The following is a 16,746-nucleotide window of genomic DNA, read 5'->3' as shown; positions in this document are numbered from 1 at the left end:
CCCAGGCCGCCCTCCCGGCACCTCAAAAAATAACCGCAAGTGCGTGCAGTTCCTCCCGGGACCGCGCGCTTTGTGGTGTCTGCGTCACAGTAGCTTTTGAGTCGTAGCGGTCAGAATTAAAAAAGTTTTGACTAGCACAGCATATCGCTTTAAACCTTTCATAAATGCGACATAGATTTGCGACATTTCGTCGCTAAATTTGTGAGCGTCTGTGTCGGTGTGTACAATGACCTCCCTTTTGCCCCCGCTAAGTCGGCGTACGTTCGACGTGGAAGGTAACCGGTTGAATTGAAAAGAAATTTGCCTCGATATAAGAGGCAGCCTGGTGAGAAAGTGTCTATGAAAGCAGGTCTGTACCAACCCGATGAATTCAAGGATAACTGCGGTTTCGGCCTGATAGCCCATATGCAGGGCGAGCCCAGTCATACCCTTCTGCAAACGGCCATCGAGGCCCTGACCTGCATGACCCACCGCGGTGGGATCAACGCCGACGGTAAAACCGGTGACGGTTGCGGCCTGCTGATTCAAAAGCCCGACCAGTTCCTGCGCGCCGTCGCCAAAGAGCAATTTGCAGTCGACCTGCCCAAGCAATACGCCGTGGGCATGGTGTTCTTCAACCAGGACCCGGTCAAAGCCGAAGCCGCTCGCGAGAACATGAACCGCGAGATCCTGGCTGCCGGCCTGCAACTCGTCGGCTGGCGCAAGGTGCCGATCGACACCAGCGTACTCGGCCGACTGGCCCTGGAGCGCCTGCCACAGATCGAACAAGTGTTCATCGCAGGCGATGGCCTGAGCGACCAGGACATGGCGATCAAGCTGTTTACCTCGCGTCGTCGCTCGTCGGTGGCCAACGCCGCCGACACCGATCACTACATCTGCAGCTTTTCCCACAAGACCATCATTTATAAAGGCCTGATGATGCCGGCGGACTTGACCGCCTTCTATCCGGACCTGAGTGATGAGCGCCTGCAAACCGCTATCTGCGTGTTCCACCAGCGCTTCTCTACCAACACCCTGCCGAAATGGCCACTGGCCCAGCCATTCCGCTTCCTCGCCCACAACGGCGAGATCAACACCATCACCGGCAACCGCAACTGGGCCGTGGCCCGTCGCACCAAGTTCGCCAACGATCTGATGGACCTGGAAGAGCTCGGCCCGCTGGTCAACCGCGTGGGCTCCGACTCCTCGAGCATGGACAACATGCTCGAACTGATGGTCACCGGCGGCATCGATCTGTTCCGTGGCGTGCGCATGATCATTCCGCCTGCGTGGCAGAACGTCGAGACCATGGACCCGGACCTGCGTGCGTTCTACGAGTACAACTCGATGCACATGGAGCCGTGGGACGGCCCGGCCGGCGTGGTCATGACCGACGGTCGCTACGCGGTGTGCCTGCTCGACCGTAACGGTCTGCGCCCGGCGCGCTGGGTCACCACCACCAACGGTTTCATCACCCTGGCGTCGGAGATCGGCGTGTGGGACTACAAGCCGGAAGACGTTATCGCCAAGGGCCGCGTAGGTCCTGGCCAGATCCTGGCCGTGGACACCGAAACCGGGCAGATCCTCGACACCGACGCCATCGATAACCGCTTGAAGTCTCGTCACCCGTACAAGCAATGGCTGCGCAAGAACGCCCTGCGCATCCAGGCGACCATGGAAGACAACGACCACGGTTCGGCTTTCTACGACATCGACCAGCTCAAGCAGTACATGAAGATGTACCAGGTCACGTTCGAAGAGCGCGACCAGGTGCTGCGCCCGCTCGGTGAGCAAGGCTACGAGGCCGTTGGCTCCATGGGCGACGACACGCCGATGGCCGTGCTGTCGCAGCGTGTGCGCACGCCGTACGACTATTTCCGCCAGCAGTTCGCCCAGGTGACCAACCCACCGATCGACCCGCTGCGCGAAGCCATCGTGATGTCCCTGGAAGTGTGCCTCGGGGCCGAGCGCAATATCTTCCAGGAATCGCCGGAGCACGCCTCCCGCGTCATCCTCAGTTCGCCAGTGGTGTCCCCGGCCAAGTGGCGCTCGTTGATGACCCTGGACCGTCCGGGTTTCGACCGCCAGATCATCGACCTGAACTACGACGAGAGCCTCGGCCTTGAAGCCGCCGTGCGCAACGTTGCCGACCAGGCCGAAGAGGCTGTGCGCGCCGGTCGCACCCAGATCGTACTGACCGACCGCCACATTGCGCCGGGCAAACTGCCGATCCACGCTTCGCTGGCTACCGGTGCGGTACACCACCGCCTGACCGAAAAAGGCCTGCGCTGCGACTCCAACATCCTCGTGGAAACCGCCACCGCCCGCGACCCGCATCACTTCGCGGTGCTGATCGGTTTCGGCGCCTCGGCGGTTTATCCGTTCCTGGCCTACGAAGTGCTGGGCGACCTGATCCGCACCGGTGAAGTACTGGGCGACCTCTATGAGGTGTTCAAGAATTACCGTAAGGGCATCACCAAGGGCCTGCTGAAGATCCTGTCGAAGATGGGCATCTCCACCGTCACCTCGTACCGCGGCGCTCAATTGTTCGAAGCCATCGGTTTGTCCGAAGAAGTCTGCGAACTGAGCTTCCGTGGCGTGCCAAGTCGTATCAAGGGCGCGCGCTTCGTCGACATCGAGGCTGAACAGAAAGCCCTGGCCACCGAAGCCTGGAGTGCGCGCAAGCCGATCCAGCAAGGCGGCCTGCTCAAGTTCGTGCACGGTGGCGAATACCACGCCTACAACCCGGACGTGGTCAACACCCTGCAAGCCGCCGTGCAGCAGGGCGACTACGCCAAGTTCAAGGAATACACCGCGCTGGTGGACAACCGCCCGGTGTCGATGATCCGCGACCTGTTCAAGGTGAAAACCCTGGACACGGCGATGGACATCAACGAAGTCGAGCCACTGGAATCGATCCTCAAGCGCTTCGACTCCGCCGGTATTTCCCTGGGCGCCTTGTCGCCTGAGGCTCACGAAGCCCTGGCCGAAGCCATGAACCGCCTGGGTGCGCGTTCCAACTCCGGCGAAGGCGGTGAAGACCCGGCGCGCTACGGCACGATCAAGAGCTCGAAAATCAAGCAGGTGGCGACCGGCCGTTTCGGCGTAACCCCGGAATACCTGGTCAACGCCGAAGTGCTGCAGATCAAGGTAGCCCAGGGCGCCAAGCCCGGTGAGGGCGGCCAGCTGCCGGGCGGCAAGGTCAACGGTCTGATTGCCAAGCTGCGTTATGCGGTGCCGGGCGTCACGCTGATTTCGCCTCCGCCGCACCACGACATTTATTCAATCGAAGACTTGTCGCAGCTGATTTTCGACCTGAAACAAGTCAACCCGCAGGCCCTGGTCTCGGTGAAACTGGTGGCAGAAGCCGGCGTGGGCACCATCGCCGCCGGTGTGGCCAAGGCCTATGCCGACCTGATCACCATCTCCGGCTACGACGGCGGTACCGGTGCTTCGCCGTTGACTTCCATCAAGTATGCGGGCGCTCCGTGGGAACTCGGCCTGGCTGAAACCCACCAGACCCTGCGCGGCAACGACCTGCGCGGCAAGGTGCGGGTACAGACCGACGGTGGCCTGAAGACCGGCCTTGACGTGATCAAGGCGGCGATCCTCGGCGCCGAAAGCTTCGGCTTCGGTACCGCGCCGATGATTGCCCTTGGCTGCAAATACCTGCGCATCTGCCACCTGAACAACTGCGCCACCGGCGTGGCGACGCAGAACGAGAAGCTGCGCAAGGATCACTACATCGGCACCGTCGACATGGTGGTGAATTTCTTCACCTATGTGGCCGAAGAGACCCGTGAGTGGCTGGCCAAGCTGGGCGTGCGTTCGCTGGAGGAGCTGATCGGGCGTACCGACCTGCTGGAAATCCTCGAAGGCCAGACCGCCAAGCAGCATCACCTGGACCTGACGCCGCTGTTGGGCAGCGATCACATCCCGGCCGACAAGCCGCAGTTCTGCGGTGTGGACCGCAACCCGCCGTTCGACAAGGGCCTGCTGGCCGAGAAGATGGTCGAACTGGCCGCTTCGTCGATCAATGACGCCAGCGGTGGTGAGTTCGCGTTGGATATCTGCAACTGCGACCGCTCCATCGGCGCACGCATCTCCGGCGAAATCGCGCGCAAGCACGGCAACCAGGGCATGGCGAAAGCGCCGATCACCTTCCGCTTCAAGGGCACGGCAGGCCAGAGCTTTGGCGTGTGGAACGCCGGCGGCCTGCATATGTACCTGGAAGGCGACGCCAACGACTACGTGGGCAAGGGCATGACCGGCGGCAAGCTGGTGATCGTTCCGCCCAAAGGCAGCGTCTACAAGACCCAGGACAGTGCCATTGTCGGCAACACCTGCTTGTACGGTGCCACGGGTGGCAAGCTGTTTGCCGCCGGTACCGCCGGCGAGCGTTTTGCCGTGCGTAACTCGGGTGCCCACACCGTGGTGGAAGGCACTGGCGATCACTGCTGCGAGTACATGACCGGGGGCTTCGTCGCGGTATTGGGCAAGACCGGTTACAACTTCGGTTCGGGCATGACCGGCGGCTTCGCCTACGTGCTCGACCAGGACAACACCTTCGTCGACAAGGTCAACCACGAGTTGGTCGAGATCCAGCGGATCAGCGGCGAAGCCATGGAGTCCTACCGGAACCACTTGCAACACGTGCTGGACGAGTACGTTGAGGAAACCGGCAGCGAATGGGGTCGTAACCTCGCCGAGAACCTCGATGACTACCTGCGTCGTTTCTGGCTGGTCAAGCCCAAGGCTGCCAACCTGAAATCGTTGCTTTCCAGCATCCGTGCCAACCCGCAGTGATATGCGCCTGAAGAGTTTGATGAGGTTTTAACATGGCTGAACGTCTGAATAACGACTTCCAGTTCATCGATGTCGGGCGCAAAGATCCGAAGAAGAAACTGTTGCGTCAACGCAAGAAAGAGTTCGTGGAAATCTACGAACCCTTCAAACCCCAGCACTCGGCCGACCAGGCCCATCGCTGCCTGGGTTGCGGTAACCCGTATTGCGAATGGAAGTGCCCGGTGCACAACTTCATTCCCAACTGGCTCAAGTTGGTGGCCGAGGGCAACATCCTCGCCGCCGCCGAGCTGTCGCACCAGACCAACACCCTGCCGGAAGTGTGTGGCCGGGTGTGCCCGCAAGACCGTCTGTGCGAGGGCGCGTGCACCCTTAACGATGGCTTCGGCGCAGTGACCATCGGTTCGGTGGAGAAGTACATCACCGATACCGCGTTCGCCATGGGCTGGCGTCCGGATATGTCCAAGGTCAAACCGACCGGCAAGCGCGTCGCCATCATCGGTGCCGGCCCTGCTGGCCTGGGCTGCGCCGACGTGCTGGTGCGTGGCGGCGTGACCCCGGTGGTGTTCGACAAGAACCCGGAAATCGGCGGCCTGCTGACCTTCGGCATTCCCGAGTTCAAGCTGGAAAAAACCGTACTGAGCAACCGTCGCGAAGTGTTCACCGGCATGGGCATTGAGTTCCGTCTCAATACCGAAGTCGGCAAAGACGTGACCATGGAGCAACTGCTCGAAGAATACGATGCCGTGTTCATGGGCATGGGCACCTACACCTACATGAAGGGCGGCTTTGCCGGTGAGGACCTGCCAGGCGTTTACGACGCTCTGGACTTCCTGATCGCCAACGTCAACCGCAACCTGGGCTTTGAAAAGTCGCCGGAAGATTTCGTCGACATGAAAGGCAAGAAGGTCGTAGTGCTGGGCGGTGGCGACACTGCGATGGACTGCAACCGTACGTCGATCCGCCAGGGCGCCAAGTCGGTGACCTGTGCCTATCGCCGTGACGAAGCCAACATGCCGGGCTCGCGCAAAGAGGTGAAGAACGCCAAGGAAGAAGGCGTGAAGTTCCTCTACAACCGCCAGCCGATTGCGATTGTCGGTGAAGATCGCGTCGAAGGCGTGAAGGTGGTCGAGACGCGTCTTGGCGAACCGGACGCCCGTGGCCGTCGCAGTCCCGAGCCGATCCCGGGTTCCGAAGAGATCATCCCGGCCGACGCCGTGGTCATCGCCTTCGGTTTCCGTCCAAGCCCGGCGCCGTGGTTCGAGCAGTTCCAGATCCAGACCGACAGCCAGGGCCGCGTCGTAGCCCCGGAGCAGGGCCAGTACAAGCACCAGACCAGCAACCCGAAAATCTTTGCCGGCGGCGACATGGTGCGTGGGTCTGACCTGGTGGTCACCGCGATCTTCGAAGGCCGCAACGCCGCCGAAGGGATCCTGGACTACCTGCAGGTCTAATGATCGTTCCCACGCTCTGCGTGGGAATGCCGCCCAGGACGCTCCGCGTCTGCTTGAAGCGTGACGCGGAGCGTCACAGGATGCATTCCCACGCGGAGCGTGGGAACGATCGAAACCCGAAAATCTTTGCCGGCGGCGATATGGTGCGGGGCTCCGACCTGGTGGTCACCGCGATCTTCGAAGGCCGCAACGCCGCCGAAGGGATCCTGGACTACCTGCAGGTCTAATGATCGTTCCCACGCTCTGCGTGGGAATGCCGCCCAAGACGCTCCGCGTCTGCTTGAAGCGTGACGCGGAGCGTCACAGGATGCATTCCCACGCGGAGCGTGGGAACGATCATATCCGCGACAAATTGACCCGATAGATAAAAGGCACGGCGCATTCCGTGCCTTTTGCGTTGCGCTCTGAGAAAATGCCCGCACTTTTTTTGCGGATGCCGACATGACTGCCCTCAAGAACGACCGTTTCCTTCGTGCCCTGCTCAAGCAACCCGTAGACGTCACGCCTGTCTGGATGATGCGTCAAGCCGGTCGCTACCTGCCGGAATACCGCGCCAGTCGCGCCAATGCCGGCGACTTCATGAGCCTGTGCATGAACCCCGCGTTCGCCTGCGAGGTCACGATGCAGCCGCTGGACCGCTACCCGGAACTGGACGCGGCCATCCTCTTCTCCGATATCCTCACCATCCCCGACGCCATGGGCCAAGGCCTGTACTTCGAGACCGGTGAAGGTCCGCGTTTCAAGAAAGTCGTCAGCACCCTGGCCGACATCGAAGCCCTGCCGATTCCTGATCCGCACAAAGACCTCGGTTATGTGATGGACGCCGTCAGCACCATCCGCCGCGAGCTCAATGGCCGCGTGCCGCTGATCGGCTTCTCCGGCAGCCCGTGGACCCTGGCTACCTACATGGTCGAAGGTGGCTCGTCGAAAGACTTCCGCAAGACCAAGGCCATGCTCTACGACAACCCGCAGGCCATGCACCTGCTGCTGGACAAGCTGGCGCAGTCGGTCACCTCCTACCTCAACGGCCAGATCATGGCCGGTGCGCAAGCGGTGCAGATCTTCGACACCTGGGGCGGCAACCTGTCTGCGGCGGCGTACCAGGAGTTCTCCCTGGCCTACATGCGCAAGATCGTCAGCGGCCTGATCCGTGAGCATGAGGGTCGCAAGGTGCCGGTCATCCTGTTCACCAAGAACGGCGGCCTGTGGCTGGAAAGCATCGCCGATGCAGGCGCCGATGCGTTGGGCCTGGACTGGACCTGCGACCTGGGCGAAGCCCGGCAGCGCGTGGGCAACCGCGTTGCGCTGCAAGGCAACATGGACCCGACCGTGCTCTACGCCAAGCCGGAAGCGATCCGCACCGAAGTCGGGCGCATCCTGGCCAGCTATGGCAAGGGCACCGGCCACGTGTTCAACCTCGGCCACGGCATCACGCCGGAAGTGAACCCGGAGCATGCCGGCGCGTTCCTGCGTGCGGTGCACGAGTTGTCGGCGCAGTACCACGAGTAACATGCAAAAAATGTGGGAGGGGGCTTGCTCCCGATAGCGGTGGTTCAGTTACAAATACTGAAACTGACACACCGCTATCGGGAGCAAGCCCCCTCCCACTTTCCACCTTATCGTGTCAGACCTTCACATTCCCCAGCGGCGGCAATTTCGCCAGCTTCAACGCCACCAGCAACGCACCGATCAGCAGCGCCACAATAAACCCGCCAATCCCATTCCAGCCCGCAAAGTGCCAGAAGAACCCTCCCGCAGTCCCCGCAACACTCGATCCCACGTAATAGCAGAACAAGTACAGCGAAGACGCCTGCCCCTTGGCTTTTACCGCACGGCGACCGATCCAGCTGCTGGCCACCGAGTGGGCGCCGAAGAAGCCGAAGGTGAAGACCAGCATGCCGGGCACCACCAGCCACAGCGGGGTGAAGAGCGTCAGGAGCATGCCGGCGAGCATCAATACGATAGTGCCCCATAACACGCGGCGGCGGCCGAGGCGGTCGGCCAGGGAGCCGATTTTGGCCGAGCTGTAGATGCCCGAGAGGTACACCAGCGACAGCAGGCCGACCACGGCCTGGCTCAAGTCATACGGGTCGTCGAGCAAGCGATAGCCTATGTAGTTGAACATCGTCACGAATGCGCCCATCAGCAGGAAGGCTTCGAGAAACAACCACGGCAAGCCCGCGTCCTTGAAGTGCATGACAAAACCATCCAGCAGGCTGCGGGGCTTGAGGCTGGTGGCGCGGAAGTTGCGCGACTCGGGAAGGATTTTCCAGAACACCGTGGCCGCCATCAGCGCCAGGGCGCCAATGATCAGCATCGCTGTATGCCAACTGACGAAGTCAATCAGGACGCCGATGATCAGGCGGCCGCTCATGCCGCCAATCGCGTTGCCGCCGATGTACAGGCCCATGGCTAGGCCAATGTGCTGCGGATGGATCTCTTCGCTCAGGTAGGTCATCGCCACCGCCGCCAGGCCGCTCAATGACAACCCCACCAGCGCACGCATCAGGAGGATGCCTTCCCACGTCGGCATCAAGCCGCTGGCGATGGTTGCCAGTGCGGCGCAGAACAGCGCTGAAACCATCACGGGCTTGCGCCCCAGCCTATCGGAGATCGGCCCGGTGATCAGCAAGCCGAATGCCAGCATCGCCGTGGACACCGACAGAATCAGGCTGCTTTGCGCCGCATTGATGGAAAACTCATGGGACAACGCCGGCATCATCGGCTGCACGCAATACAGCAGGGCAAAGGTCGCGAAACCACCGGAGAACAGCGCCAGCACGGTGCGCATGAACATCGGCGTGCCTTTTTCGATGTACTCGTCGTTGAGCTGGGCGACCACCTCATCCAGGGCGGTGGGTGGGCGTTCTTGAGCGAATGGCGCGACAGCAGATTTCACGGGGACCTCGGGAAGCGAAAGCCTGCCAGGACTGGCAATGCAAAAAAGAATATAGCTGGCTAATGATTCTTTCCAATATATTGTTCGACCTGTTTGAGAGCTTTTACGACCTAATGAGATTTGCATGGAATTACGTCATTTGCGCTACTTCATTGCCGTCGCCGAAGAACTGCATTTTGGCCGCGCCGCACAGGTACTGGGCATCTCTCAGCCGCCGCTGAGCCAGCAGATCCAGGCGCTGGAACAGGAAGTGGGGGCGCGTTTGTTCGAGCGCACCAATCGTCGGGTTGAGTTGAGCGAGGCCGGACGGTTGTTCCTGCAAGAGGCGCGGCTGGTACTGGCTCAGGTCGACAAAGCCGCCGATGTAGCGCGGCGCGCGCAATCAGGTGAGCTGGGAGAACTGAAGATCGGCTTTACCTCATCGGCGCCGTTCAACTCCAGCATTCCCCAGGCGATCTTTGCGTTTCGCCAGGCGTTCCCGGCGGTGCACCTGAATTTGCAGGAAATGAGCAGCACCGAAGTGGCCGAGTCGCTGGTGGATGAGTCGATCCAGGTGGGGTTGATGCGCCCGCTGCCGTTGCCCGACTCGCTGGGGGTCATTGAATTGATGCGCGAGCCGCTGGTGGCCGTGCTGAATGCCGGGCATCCCCTGGTGGACGGCAGTGAGCGCGGCTTGCACCTGGCACAGTTGGCGCAGGAGCCGTTTGTGTTTTTCCCGCGGACCTAGGGCAGCGGTCTCTACGCTCAACTGCTCAATCTGGCGCGTGACGCCGGTTTCAGCCCGCACTTCGCCCAGGAGGCGGGGGAGGCGATGACCATCATCGGCCTGGTAGCGGCGGGGCTCGGCGTGTCGGTGCTGCCGGCCTCTTACCAGCGCATCCGTATTGATGGCGTGGTGTATCGCACCTTGCTGGATCAAGAGGCGGTGACGGCAGTATGGCTGGTGCAGCGCAAAGGCGCGCAGAGCCCGATGGCGAAAGCGTTTGTGGAGTTGTTGACGCGCCAGCCCGTGCAATGATCGTCCCCACGCTCTGCGTGGGGACGCATCCCGTGACGCTCCGCGTCACCCTGGCACAGGAGCCAACAGCGGTACGCAGAGCGTCCCAGGCGGCATTCCCACGCGGAGCGTGGGAATGATCAATGATCAGGGTTTATTGCAGCCCCGCACCCCGCAACCCCGCCAGAATGTCGCGATCCAGCATGCTCACCCAACGGTTGTAGTTGCGATGGATCTTGCCGTCCTTGTAGCCCAGGTCGCGGCTGTCGCGGTAGGTGATGGCGTAGCTGTTGCGGGTGTAGCGGATATCGATTTGTGCGTAGAACTGGTTGCGCACGGTGATCTCGGCCTGCACCAACTGCGGGCTCAGGCGCTGCACTGTCCATTCGCGCTTTTGCAGGGCGTTGACGATGACCTGTTTGACTTGCTCTTCACTGACCTGGGGGCCGGCTACCAAATCGTGCTGGGTGTTGAGTACCGGTTTACTGGTGCAACCGGCAGTGCTCAGCAGGGCCAGGGTGATCAGGGTGGCGCGTAGCAGGGAGGACATTCCGTTTTCTCCAATCGATTAAAAAGTCAGGACCAGCGGCGGAAAATCAGCGATGTGTTAACGCCGCCAAAGGCAAAGTTGTTGTTCATCACGTAGTCGTGGTGCATCTCACGCAGACCGCCTTGCAGGTAATCCAGCTCGCCGCATTGCGGGTCGACGACGTCCAGGTTGAAGGTATGTACGTACTGGTCGCGATTCATCATCTCGATGCTGAACCACGACTCCAACGCACCGCAGGCGCCCAGGGTGTGGCCCAGGAAGCTTTTCTGTGAGCTGATGGGCATGCGGCTGCCGAACAGGCTGCTGGTGGCCAGGGTTTCGGCAATGTCGCCTTGGTCGGTGGCAGTGCCGTGGCCGTTGACGTAGCCGATGGCATCCGGGGTGAGACCGGCATCTTCCAGGGCTAGCTCCATGGCGCGGCGCATGGTTTTCTGTTCGGGGCGGGTGGTGTGCTGGCCGTCGGCATTGCTGCCGAAGCCGACGATCTCGGCGTGGATGTGTGCCCCTCGCGCCAGGGCGTGCTCCAATTCTTCCAGCACCAGCATGCCGCTGCCCTCACCGATCACCAGGCCGTCGCGGCCACTGTCGTAGGGCCTTGGGCTGGTCTGCGGGGCATCGTTTTTCAGGCTGGTGGCATAGAGTGCGTCGAATACCATGGCTTCGGTGGGGCACAGTTCTTCGGCGCCGCCGGCAAGCATCATCGGCAGGCGGCCGAACTTGATCGCTTCATAGGCATACCCAATGCCCTGGCTGCCGCTGGTGCAGGCGCTGGACGTGGGGATCAACCGCCCGGTGAGACCAAAGAAGATACTGATATTCGCCGCAGTGGTGTGGGGCATCATGCGCACATAGGAGTTGGCATTCAGCCCTTCGGCCACCGAATTGAGCAGCATATTGCCAAACGCCTTGATCTCATCGGTGCTGCCGGTGGACGAGCCGCAGGCCACGCCCATGCGCCCGTCCTTGATCGACTCGTCGCCCAGCAGACCGGCGTCTTTCAACGCCTGCTCGGCGGCCCACACCGCCAGGCGCGAGACGCGACCCATGCTGCGCAGTTGTTTACGCGTCCAGTGGGCGGGCACGACGAAATCGTCAATCGGCCCGGCCAGGCGCGTATTCAATTCGCTGAAGCGGTCCCACTCATCCATGCGCCGGATGCCGCTGCGGTTGGCGCGGAAGTTGGCCGAGATGGTGGCCCAATCGCTGCCCAGGGAGGTCATGCCGGCCATGCCGGTGACGACGACACGCTTCATCAGCACAGGCCTCCGTTCACCGCCAGCACCTGGCGAGTGATGTAGCCGGCTTCGGCCGACATCAGGAAATTCACCGCACCGGCGACTTCTTCCGGGGTGCCCATGCGCTGCGCCGGGATCATCTTCATCAGCTCTTCAACCGGCACGTTTTCATCGAGCATCGCGGTGTCGATCAGGCCGGGAGCCACACAGTTGACGGTGATCTTGCGTTTGCCCAGCTCGATGGCCAGTGCCTTGGCTGCGCCGATCAGGCCGGCTTTCGAGGCGCTGTAGTTGACCTGGCCACGGTTGCCGATCAGCCCCGATACCGAGGTGATGCACACGATACGCCCGGCCGCACGACGGCGGATCATCGGCATCATCACCGGATGCAATACGTTGTAGAAACCGTCGAGGTTGGTGCGCATCACCACGTCCCAATCGTCTTCGGACAAGGCCGGGAACGCGCCGTCACGGGTCAGGCCGGCGTTGAGTACCACGCCGTAATAGGCGCCATGCTGCTCCACGTCCGCCTCCAGGATTTGCTTGCAGCGCGCGCGGTCCGCCACATCGAACTGCAGCACCCGCGCCTGGCGCCCCAGGGCCTGGATTTCGACCTGCACCGCATCGGCTTCGGCACGGCCGCTGCGGCAATGCAGCACGATGTCATGCCCGGCCTGGGCCAGGCGCAAGGCAATGGCGCGGCCGATGCCACGGCTGGAGCCGGTGACCAGTACGGATTCAGTCATGGCGTTTCGTCCTTAGATTCATCTAAATAGTTGGCCGCCTGGGGCGGTCGAAATACGTTCAAGCGGGCGCTGGCCTGGATACCGTCGCCGGTCAGGTGGCATTCGAACACCCCCATGCCGTTGTCGTCTTCCAGGGAGCGCAGGCCGTGGATGCGCAGCTCGGCGCCTGCGGGGAAGTGCTCCACGTTGCACTCGAACTTACGTGTGCCCAACAGGAAGCCCAGTTCCACGGCTTCGCCTTTCTGGCGCGCTCGGCAACCGGCATAGGCGGCGACGCTCTGCGCCATCAGCTCGATGCCGACCCAGGCCGGCAGGCTGCCGTCCGGACGGCTGAACAAACCGCCGGGTTTGACGGTGACACGGGTGTGGACCTGCTCCTCATCGAACGACAGCACCTGGTCGATCAGGATCATGTCGCCCGCATGGGGCAGCAGTTCGGCGAGTGGCCAATCGATCATGGGGCCTCTGCGATTATCAGGCTGATGTTATTGCCGCCGAAGGCAAACGAGTTGCTCATCAGGCAGCGTTTTTTCAAAGTGTCGCCCGCTGCGGCCCATTGCAAGGCCGGCAATGCCGGGTCGGCCTGGCCATCCCACACATGCGGCGGCACTGCACCGTGAGCCAGGCTCAGCCAGCAGAAGGCCGCTTCCAATGCACCGGCTGCGCCGAGGGTATGGCCGCTCATGGGTTTGGTCGACGAGCAGGCCACACCCTGGGGGAACAGGCTGGCCACGGCCAGGCTCTCCATGGCGTCATTGTGCAGAGTGGCGGTGCCGTGCAGGTTCAGGTAGCCGATCTGTTCCGGCGCCAGTTTCGCACTGGCCAGGGCCTTGCGCATGGCGTGCAACGCACCTTTGCCGGAGGGTTCGGGGGCGGAAATGTGGTGGGCATCACAGCTGGCGCCGCTGCCGATCAACGCGATGGGCGCAGGCTGGCGACTCATCAGGAACAGCACCGCCGCTTCGCCGATGTTGATGCCGTTACGGTTTACCGAAAATGGATTGCAACGTTCGCTCGACACCGCTTCCAGCGCGGTGAAGCCGTTAAGCGTCAACTTGCACAGACTGTCGACGCCGCCGCAGATCACCGCATCGCATACGCCCAGGTCCAGCAGTCGCTGGGCACTGACCAGCGCACGGGCACTGGAAGTGCACGCTGTGGAAATCACATAGGCCGGGCCGCTCAGGTGCAGCCAGTCGGCGAGGAAATTCGCCGGCGCGCTGAGCTCCTGCTGCTGGTAGTCATAGTCGCCGGGGAATTGCTGATTGCGCAGGTAATGGGCGATACCGCGGCTGGCTTCATCGATGCCCGACGTGCTGGTGCCCAACACGACACCCACGCGTGCTGCACCGTGGGTGTGGATCGCCTGACGAATCTCGTCTTCAATCTGCAGCGCCGCTTCCAGCAACAGTTGGTTGTTACGGCTATTTTGTGCGCACAGCGCTGCGGGAATGTCTGCCAGCTCACCCCGCACGCCGCCTACCGGCAGCACGCGATCCGGCACCCAGCCGCTCTCGGCGCGCATGCCCGAGCAGTCGCCGGCAAACAGGCTGCGGCTGACTTCGGCTTGGCCGCGCCCCAGCGCGCAGATCACGCCGAGCGCATTCAGATAGGCCGTCATCGGCCCACCCCAAGCGGCGTGATGCGATAGCTCAACGGCTGCCCATTCATGTTCACACTGAACACCTCGGAAGACTGATACACGATTTGCCAGTGCCCCGGCAGCGTACGCGTCAGGTCCCTCGCCTGGGCGCTCGGGTACAGCGCAGGCACTTCATCGGCCGACGTCAGGGCAAACAGCAGCGCAGCGAACAGCTCCCGCGCCTGAGGGTTGGGCGGCAGCAAACCATCGGCCTGCCACTGGCCATCGACCAGTTTTTGGCGGGCCTGGGGAATGCCCAGCGGGTCCATCATCGACCAGCGAATCGCGCTGCCTTCACGCTGGATGACCAGCAACCAGTCCTGGGTCTGGCCGCCCGTGCGGCGCTGTACATGCAGTTGCATCGGCAAGCTCAACGCCGGATTTTTCGCCGGCAGCGGCGGCTGGCTGGCGCAGGCGCTCAGCAGCAACAGGCAGCCGATCAGCAACAGGCGGATCATAGGGTGGCACTCGCCAGAGGTTTACGCGCTACGCAGTTGACCAAGGTTTCCTCACGTTGGCCCACCGGCGGCGGATTGCGCAGGCCCCAGCGTTCGAGCAGGCCGAAATCGCTGGCACGGCTCCACCACAGATAGGGGTATGAGACGTTCTGTGGGCCAAATTCAAAGCCCTGTTCGCGGAGCATCTGCAGGTACTCTTCGGCGCTCTTCTGCACGTGCATCGGGTGACGGAACAGCCAGCGGATCACCCAGGTATCGATATAGGCTTCGGTCGACTCGGCAAACAGCAAGTAACCACCGGGCTTGAGCACCCGGTAGAACTCTTTGAGTGCGCGATGCTGTTCGACCAGATGATGAAAGGTCTGGTGGCAGAACAGGATGTCGACGCTTTCGTCCGGCACTTGCAGGGTCGCGCAGTCGCTGCCGATCAGTTCCACCGCCAGGCCTTGGCGGGCGGCTTCGGCCTGGCTCAGCGCCAGGCTGTGAGGGTCGGCATCCAGGCCGATCAGGCGCTCGGGCGCAAAGACCTGCTGCAAATAGCGAAACGACTTGCCCTGGCCGCAACCGGCGTCCAGCAACACCGGCGCCACCGGCAACGGTTCGCTGAACAAGCTGCGCAGGTCATTGATCGCCACGCGCAACACATGGTGTTGCCAGGTGTGGCTGCGCAGGAACCAGAAACCGAACCGGGTTTCTTCGACGTAGTTCTTACTCAGGTACTGGGTAGTCATACCGTTTCACTCGCACAAATTTCCGACAACATCCGCAGGCGCCGCTTGGGTTCGCTGACAAACGGGTTACGTTCATCCCAGGCATAACCGGCGAGGATCGAGCTGATCATCCGACGGATCTCCGGTGAGCTGCCCGGATGAAAGATCACGTCCTGGAACGTCCCGGCATACCAGCCTTCGACGTAGCAACGGAAGGTATCGACACCGCGCTTGAGCGGCTCGGCAAACTCGGTTTGCCAGTCGACGGTTTCGCCCTTCAATTGGCGATGCAGCACACCCGCCGCCATGCTCGCCGAACGCATGGCAATGGTCACGCCGGAGGAGAATACCGGGTCGAGGAACTCCGCCGCATTACCCAACAGCGCAAAGCCCGGCCCGTGCAGGGTTGTGACGTTGGCCGAGTAACCGCCGATGGTCCGTGCCGGCGTGTCCCAGACGGCGTTTTGCAGTACGCCGCGCAGGCTCGGGGTTTCATCGATGAAGCCCCGCAGGCACGCGTCGAGGTCGCTGTCGCGGCCGTCAAAGTGTTGTTTGGCCGCCACTACGCCGACTGAACAACGCCCGTTGCTGAAGGGGATGGTCCAGAACCAGATATCGCGCTTCGTCGGGTGGGTGGTCACGAGAATTTTGCTGCGGTCGAAACCTGGGTGCGTGATGCGGTCCTCGACGTGAGTGAATACCGCCTGGCGCAAGGGAAAGTTCGAAGGGGCTTCCAGTTCCAGCAGGCGCGGCAACACGCGGCCATAACCACTGGCATCCAGCACGAATCTGGCCTTGATGTGGTACTCGCTGCCGTTCTCCCGGCGGATATGCAGGTAGCGGCACTCGCCACTCAAGTCCACACCCGCGACGGTTTCGCCGTAGCGAATGTCCACGCCTTGCAGTGCGGCCTGATCGGCCAGCAACTTGTCGAACTCGCCGCGCTGCACCTGGAAGGTGGTCGGCTTGCCGTTGCTGAAGGTGTCGCCGAAATCAAACGCGCTGTAGCGCTCGCCCCAGGCGAACGCCGCACCGGTTTTCACCTGGAAACCCGCTGCTTGCACGGCGTCGAGCATGCCGGCTTCTTCGATAAAATCGATGCAGTGGGACAGCAGGCTTTCGCCAATCGAGAACCGTGGGAAATGCTGGCGCTCGATGATCAATACGTCATGCCCGTTGCGCTTTAACAGCGCGGCGGCGATAGCCCCGGATGGTCCGGCGCCGATCACGACCACCTGGCGACGTTCCATTTCAACTATTGGCACGAGGGCTC

Annotated in this window: 12 protein-coding genes and 2 pseudogenes; 5 read left to right on the top strand and 9 right to left on the bottom strand. The window is 62.0% G+C overall.

Annotation, left to right across the window (positions count from 1 at the left end):
• Window positions 1-339: 339 nt before the first annotated feature.
• The 4 genes and pseudogenes from gltB (at window position 340) to hemE (ending at window position 7,745) form a co-directional block, all read left to right on the top strand.
• Window positions 340-4,785, top strand: coding sequence for a glutamate synthase large subunit (gltB, locus tag C9383_RS16975; RefSeq protein WP_060755200.1), 4,446 nt, complete (start codon window positions 340-342; stop codon window positions 4,783-4,785).
• A 32-nt stretch (window positions 4,786-4,817) separates the two neighbouring features.
• Window positions 4,818-6,236 carry an FAD-dependent oxidoreductase gene (locus tag C9383_RS16970; RefSeq protein WP_060755199.1) on the top strand — a complete coding sequence of 473 codons (1,419 nt, stop codon included), beginning with the start codon at window positions 4,818-4,820 and terminating at the stop codon, window positions 6,234-6,236.
• A gap of 113 nt (window positions 6,237-6,349) precedes the next feature.
• Window positions 6,350-6,463, top strand: a pseudogene (locus C9383_RS28200) (hypothetical protein); the annotation flags it as partial.
• Between the two features lie 214 nt (window positions 6,464-6,677).
• A complete protein-coding gene (hemE, locus tag C9383_RS16965; protein ID WP_060755197.1) occupies window positions 6,678-7,745 on the top strand; it encodes a uroporphyrinogen decarboxylase in 1,068 nt (355 codons plus the stop codon).
• 115 nt (window positions 7,746-7,860) lie between these two features.
• Here hemE and C9383_RS16960 read toward each other — a convergent pair whose 3' ends face one another.
• Window positions 7,861-9,087: an MFS transporter gene (locus tag C9383_RS16960; RefSeq protein WP_240202475.1), complete on the bottom strand. Its 1,227-nt coding sequence runs from the start codon at window positions 9,085-9,087 to the stop codon at window positions 7,861-7,863.
• A gap of 172 nt (window positions 9,088-9,259) precedes the next feature.
• On the opposite strand from C9383_RS16960, the pseudogene C9383_RS16955 reads away from it, so the two are divergent.
• Window positions 9,260-10,153, top strand: a pseudogene (locus C9383_RS16955) (LysR family transcriptional regulator).
• A 133-nt stretch (window positions 10,154-10,286) separates the two neighbouring features.
• Here C9383_RS16955 and C9383_RS16950 read toward each other — a convergent pair.
• Genes C9383_RS16950 through C9383_RS16915 form a run of 8 tightly spaced genes read right to left on the bottom strand, consistent with a single transcriptional unit; the run spans window position 10,287 to window position 16,738 of the window.
• Window positions 10,287-10,682, bottom strand: a complete 396-nt coding sequence (locus C9383_RS16950) for a hypothetical protein (protein ID WP_090367264.1) — start codon at window positions 10,680-10,682, stop codon at window positions 10,287-10,289.
• A gap of 26 nt (window positions 10,683-10,708) precedes the next feature.
• Window positions 10,709-11,935, bottom strand: coding sequence for a beta-ketoacyl-ACP synthase (locus C9383_RS16945; protein ID WP_090367262.1), 1,227 nt, complete (start codon window positions 11,933-11,935; stop codon window positions 10,709-10,711).
• Window positions 11,935-12,663: a 3-oxoacyl-ACP reductase FabG gene (gene fabG / locus C9383_RS16940; protein WP_090367259.1), complete on the bottom strand. Its 729-nt coding sequence runs from the start codon at window positions 12,661-12,663 to the stop codon at window positions 11,935-11,937. Before fabG ends, C9383_RS16945 begins: the two co-directional genes overlap by 1 nt.
• A complete protein-coding gene (locus C9383_RS16935) occupies window positions 12,660-13,121 on the bottom strand; it encodes a hotdog family protein (protein WP_060755191.1) in 462 nt (153 codons plus the stop codon). Before C9383_RS16935 ends, fabG begins: the two co-directional genes overlap by 4 nt.
• On the bottom strand, window positions 13,118-14,284 hold the full coding sequence (locus tag C9383_RS16930) for a beta-ketoacyl-[acyl-carrier-protein] synthase family protein (RefSeq protein WP_060755190.1): 1,167 nt from the start codon (window positions 14,282-14,284) through the stop codon (window positions 13,118-13,120). Before C9383_RS16930 ends, C9383_RS16935 begins: the two co-directional genes overlap by 4 nt.
• Window positions 14,281-14,763 (bottom strand): hypothetical protein, encoded by a 483-nt coding sequence (locus C9383_RS16925; protein WP_090367258.1) that lies wholly within the window; start codon window positions 14,761-14,763, stop codon window positions 14,281-14,283. Before C9383_RS16925 ends, C9383_RS16930 begins: the two co-directional genes overlap by 4 nt.
• Entirely contained in the window at window positions 14,760-15,494 is a 735-nt protein-coding gene (locus C9383_RS16920; RefSeq protein WP_090367255.1) for a class I SAM-dependent methyltransferase, read from the bottom strand. Before C9383_RS16920 ends, C9383_RS16925 begins: the two co-directional genes overlap by 4 nt.
• On the bottom strand, window positions 15,491-16,738 hold the full coding sequence (locus C9383_RS16915; protein WP_090367254.1) for an NAD(P)/FAD-dependent oxidoreductase: 1,248 nt from the start codon (window positions 16,736-16,738) through the stop codon (window positions 15,491-15,493). Before C9383_RS16915 ends, C9383_RS16920 begins: the two co-directional genes overlap by 4 nt.
• Between the last annotated feature and the right edge of the window lie 8 nt (window positions 16,739-16,746).

The organism is Pseudomonas palleroniana (assembly GCF_003031675.1).
GTDB lineage: Bacteria > Pseudomonadota > Gammaproteobacteria > Pseudomonadales > Pseudomonadaceae > Aquipseudomonas > Aquipseudomonas palleroniana.
This window is presented reverse-complemented; position numbering and strand designations above follow the sequence as displayed.

Bases quoted from the DNA above. Each gene is read 5' to 3' on its own strand.
- C9383_RS16930 (WP_060755190.1), bottom strand. From the start codon at position 14,284: ATGACGGCCTATCTGAATGCGCTCGGCGTGATCTGCGCGCTGGGGCGC.
- C9383_RS16970 (WP_060755199.1), top strand. From the start codon at position 4,818: ATGGCTGAACGTCTGAATAACGACTTCCAGTTCATCGATGTCGGGCGC.
- C9383_RS16920 (WP_090367255.1), bottom strand. From the start codon at position 15,494: ATGACTACCCAGTACCTGAGTAAGAACTACGTCGAAGAAACCCGGTTC.
- C9383_RS16935 (WP_060755191.1), bottom strand. From the start codon at position 13,121: ATGATCGATTGGCCACTCGCCGAACTGCTGCCCCATGCGGGCGACATG.
- hemE (WP_060755197.1), top strand. From the start codon at position 6,678: ATGACTGCCCTCAAGAACGACCGTTTCCTTCGTGCCCTGCTCAAGCAA.
- C9383_RS16945 (WP_090367262.1), bottom strand. From the start codon at position 11,935: ATGAAGCGTGTCGTCGTCACCGGCATGGCCGGCATGACCTCCCTGGGC.
- C9383_RS16925 (WP_090367258.1), bottom strand. From the start codon at position 14,763: ATGATCCGCCTGTTGCTGATCGGCTGCCTGTTGCTGCTGAGCGCCTGC.
- gltB (WP_060755200.1), top strand. From the start codon at position 340: ATGAAAGCAGGTCTGTACCAACCCGATGAATTCAAGGATAACTGCGGT.
- fabG (WP_090367259.1), bottom strand. From the start codon at position 12,663: ATGACTGAATCCGTACTGGTCACCGGCTCCAGCCGTGGCATCGGCCGC.
- C9383_RS16950 (WP_090367264.1), bottom strand. From the start codon at position 10,682: ATGTCCTCCCTGCTACGCGCCACCCTGATCACCCTGGCCCTGCTGAGC.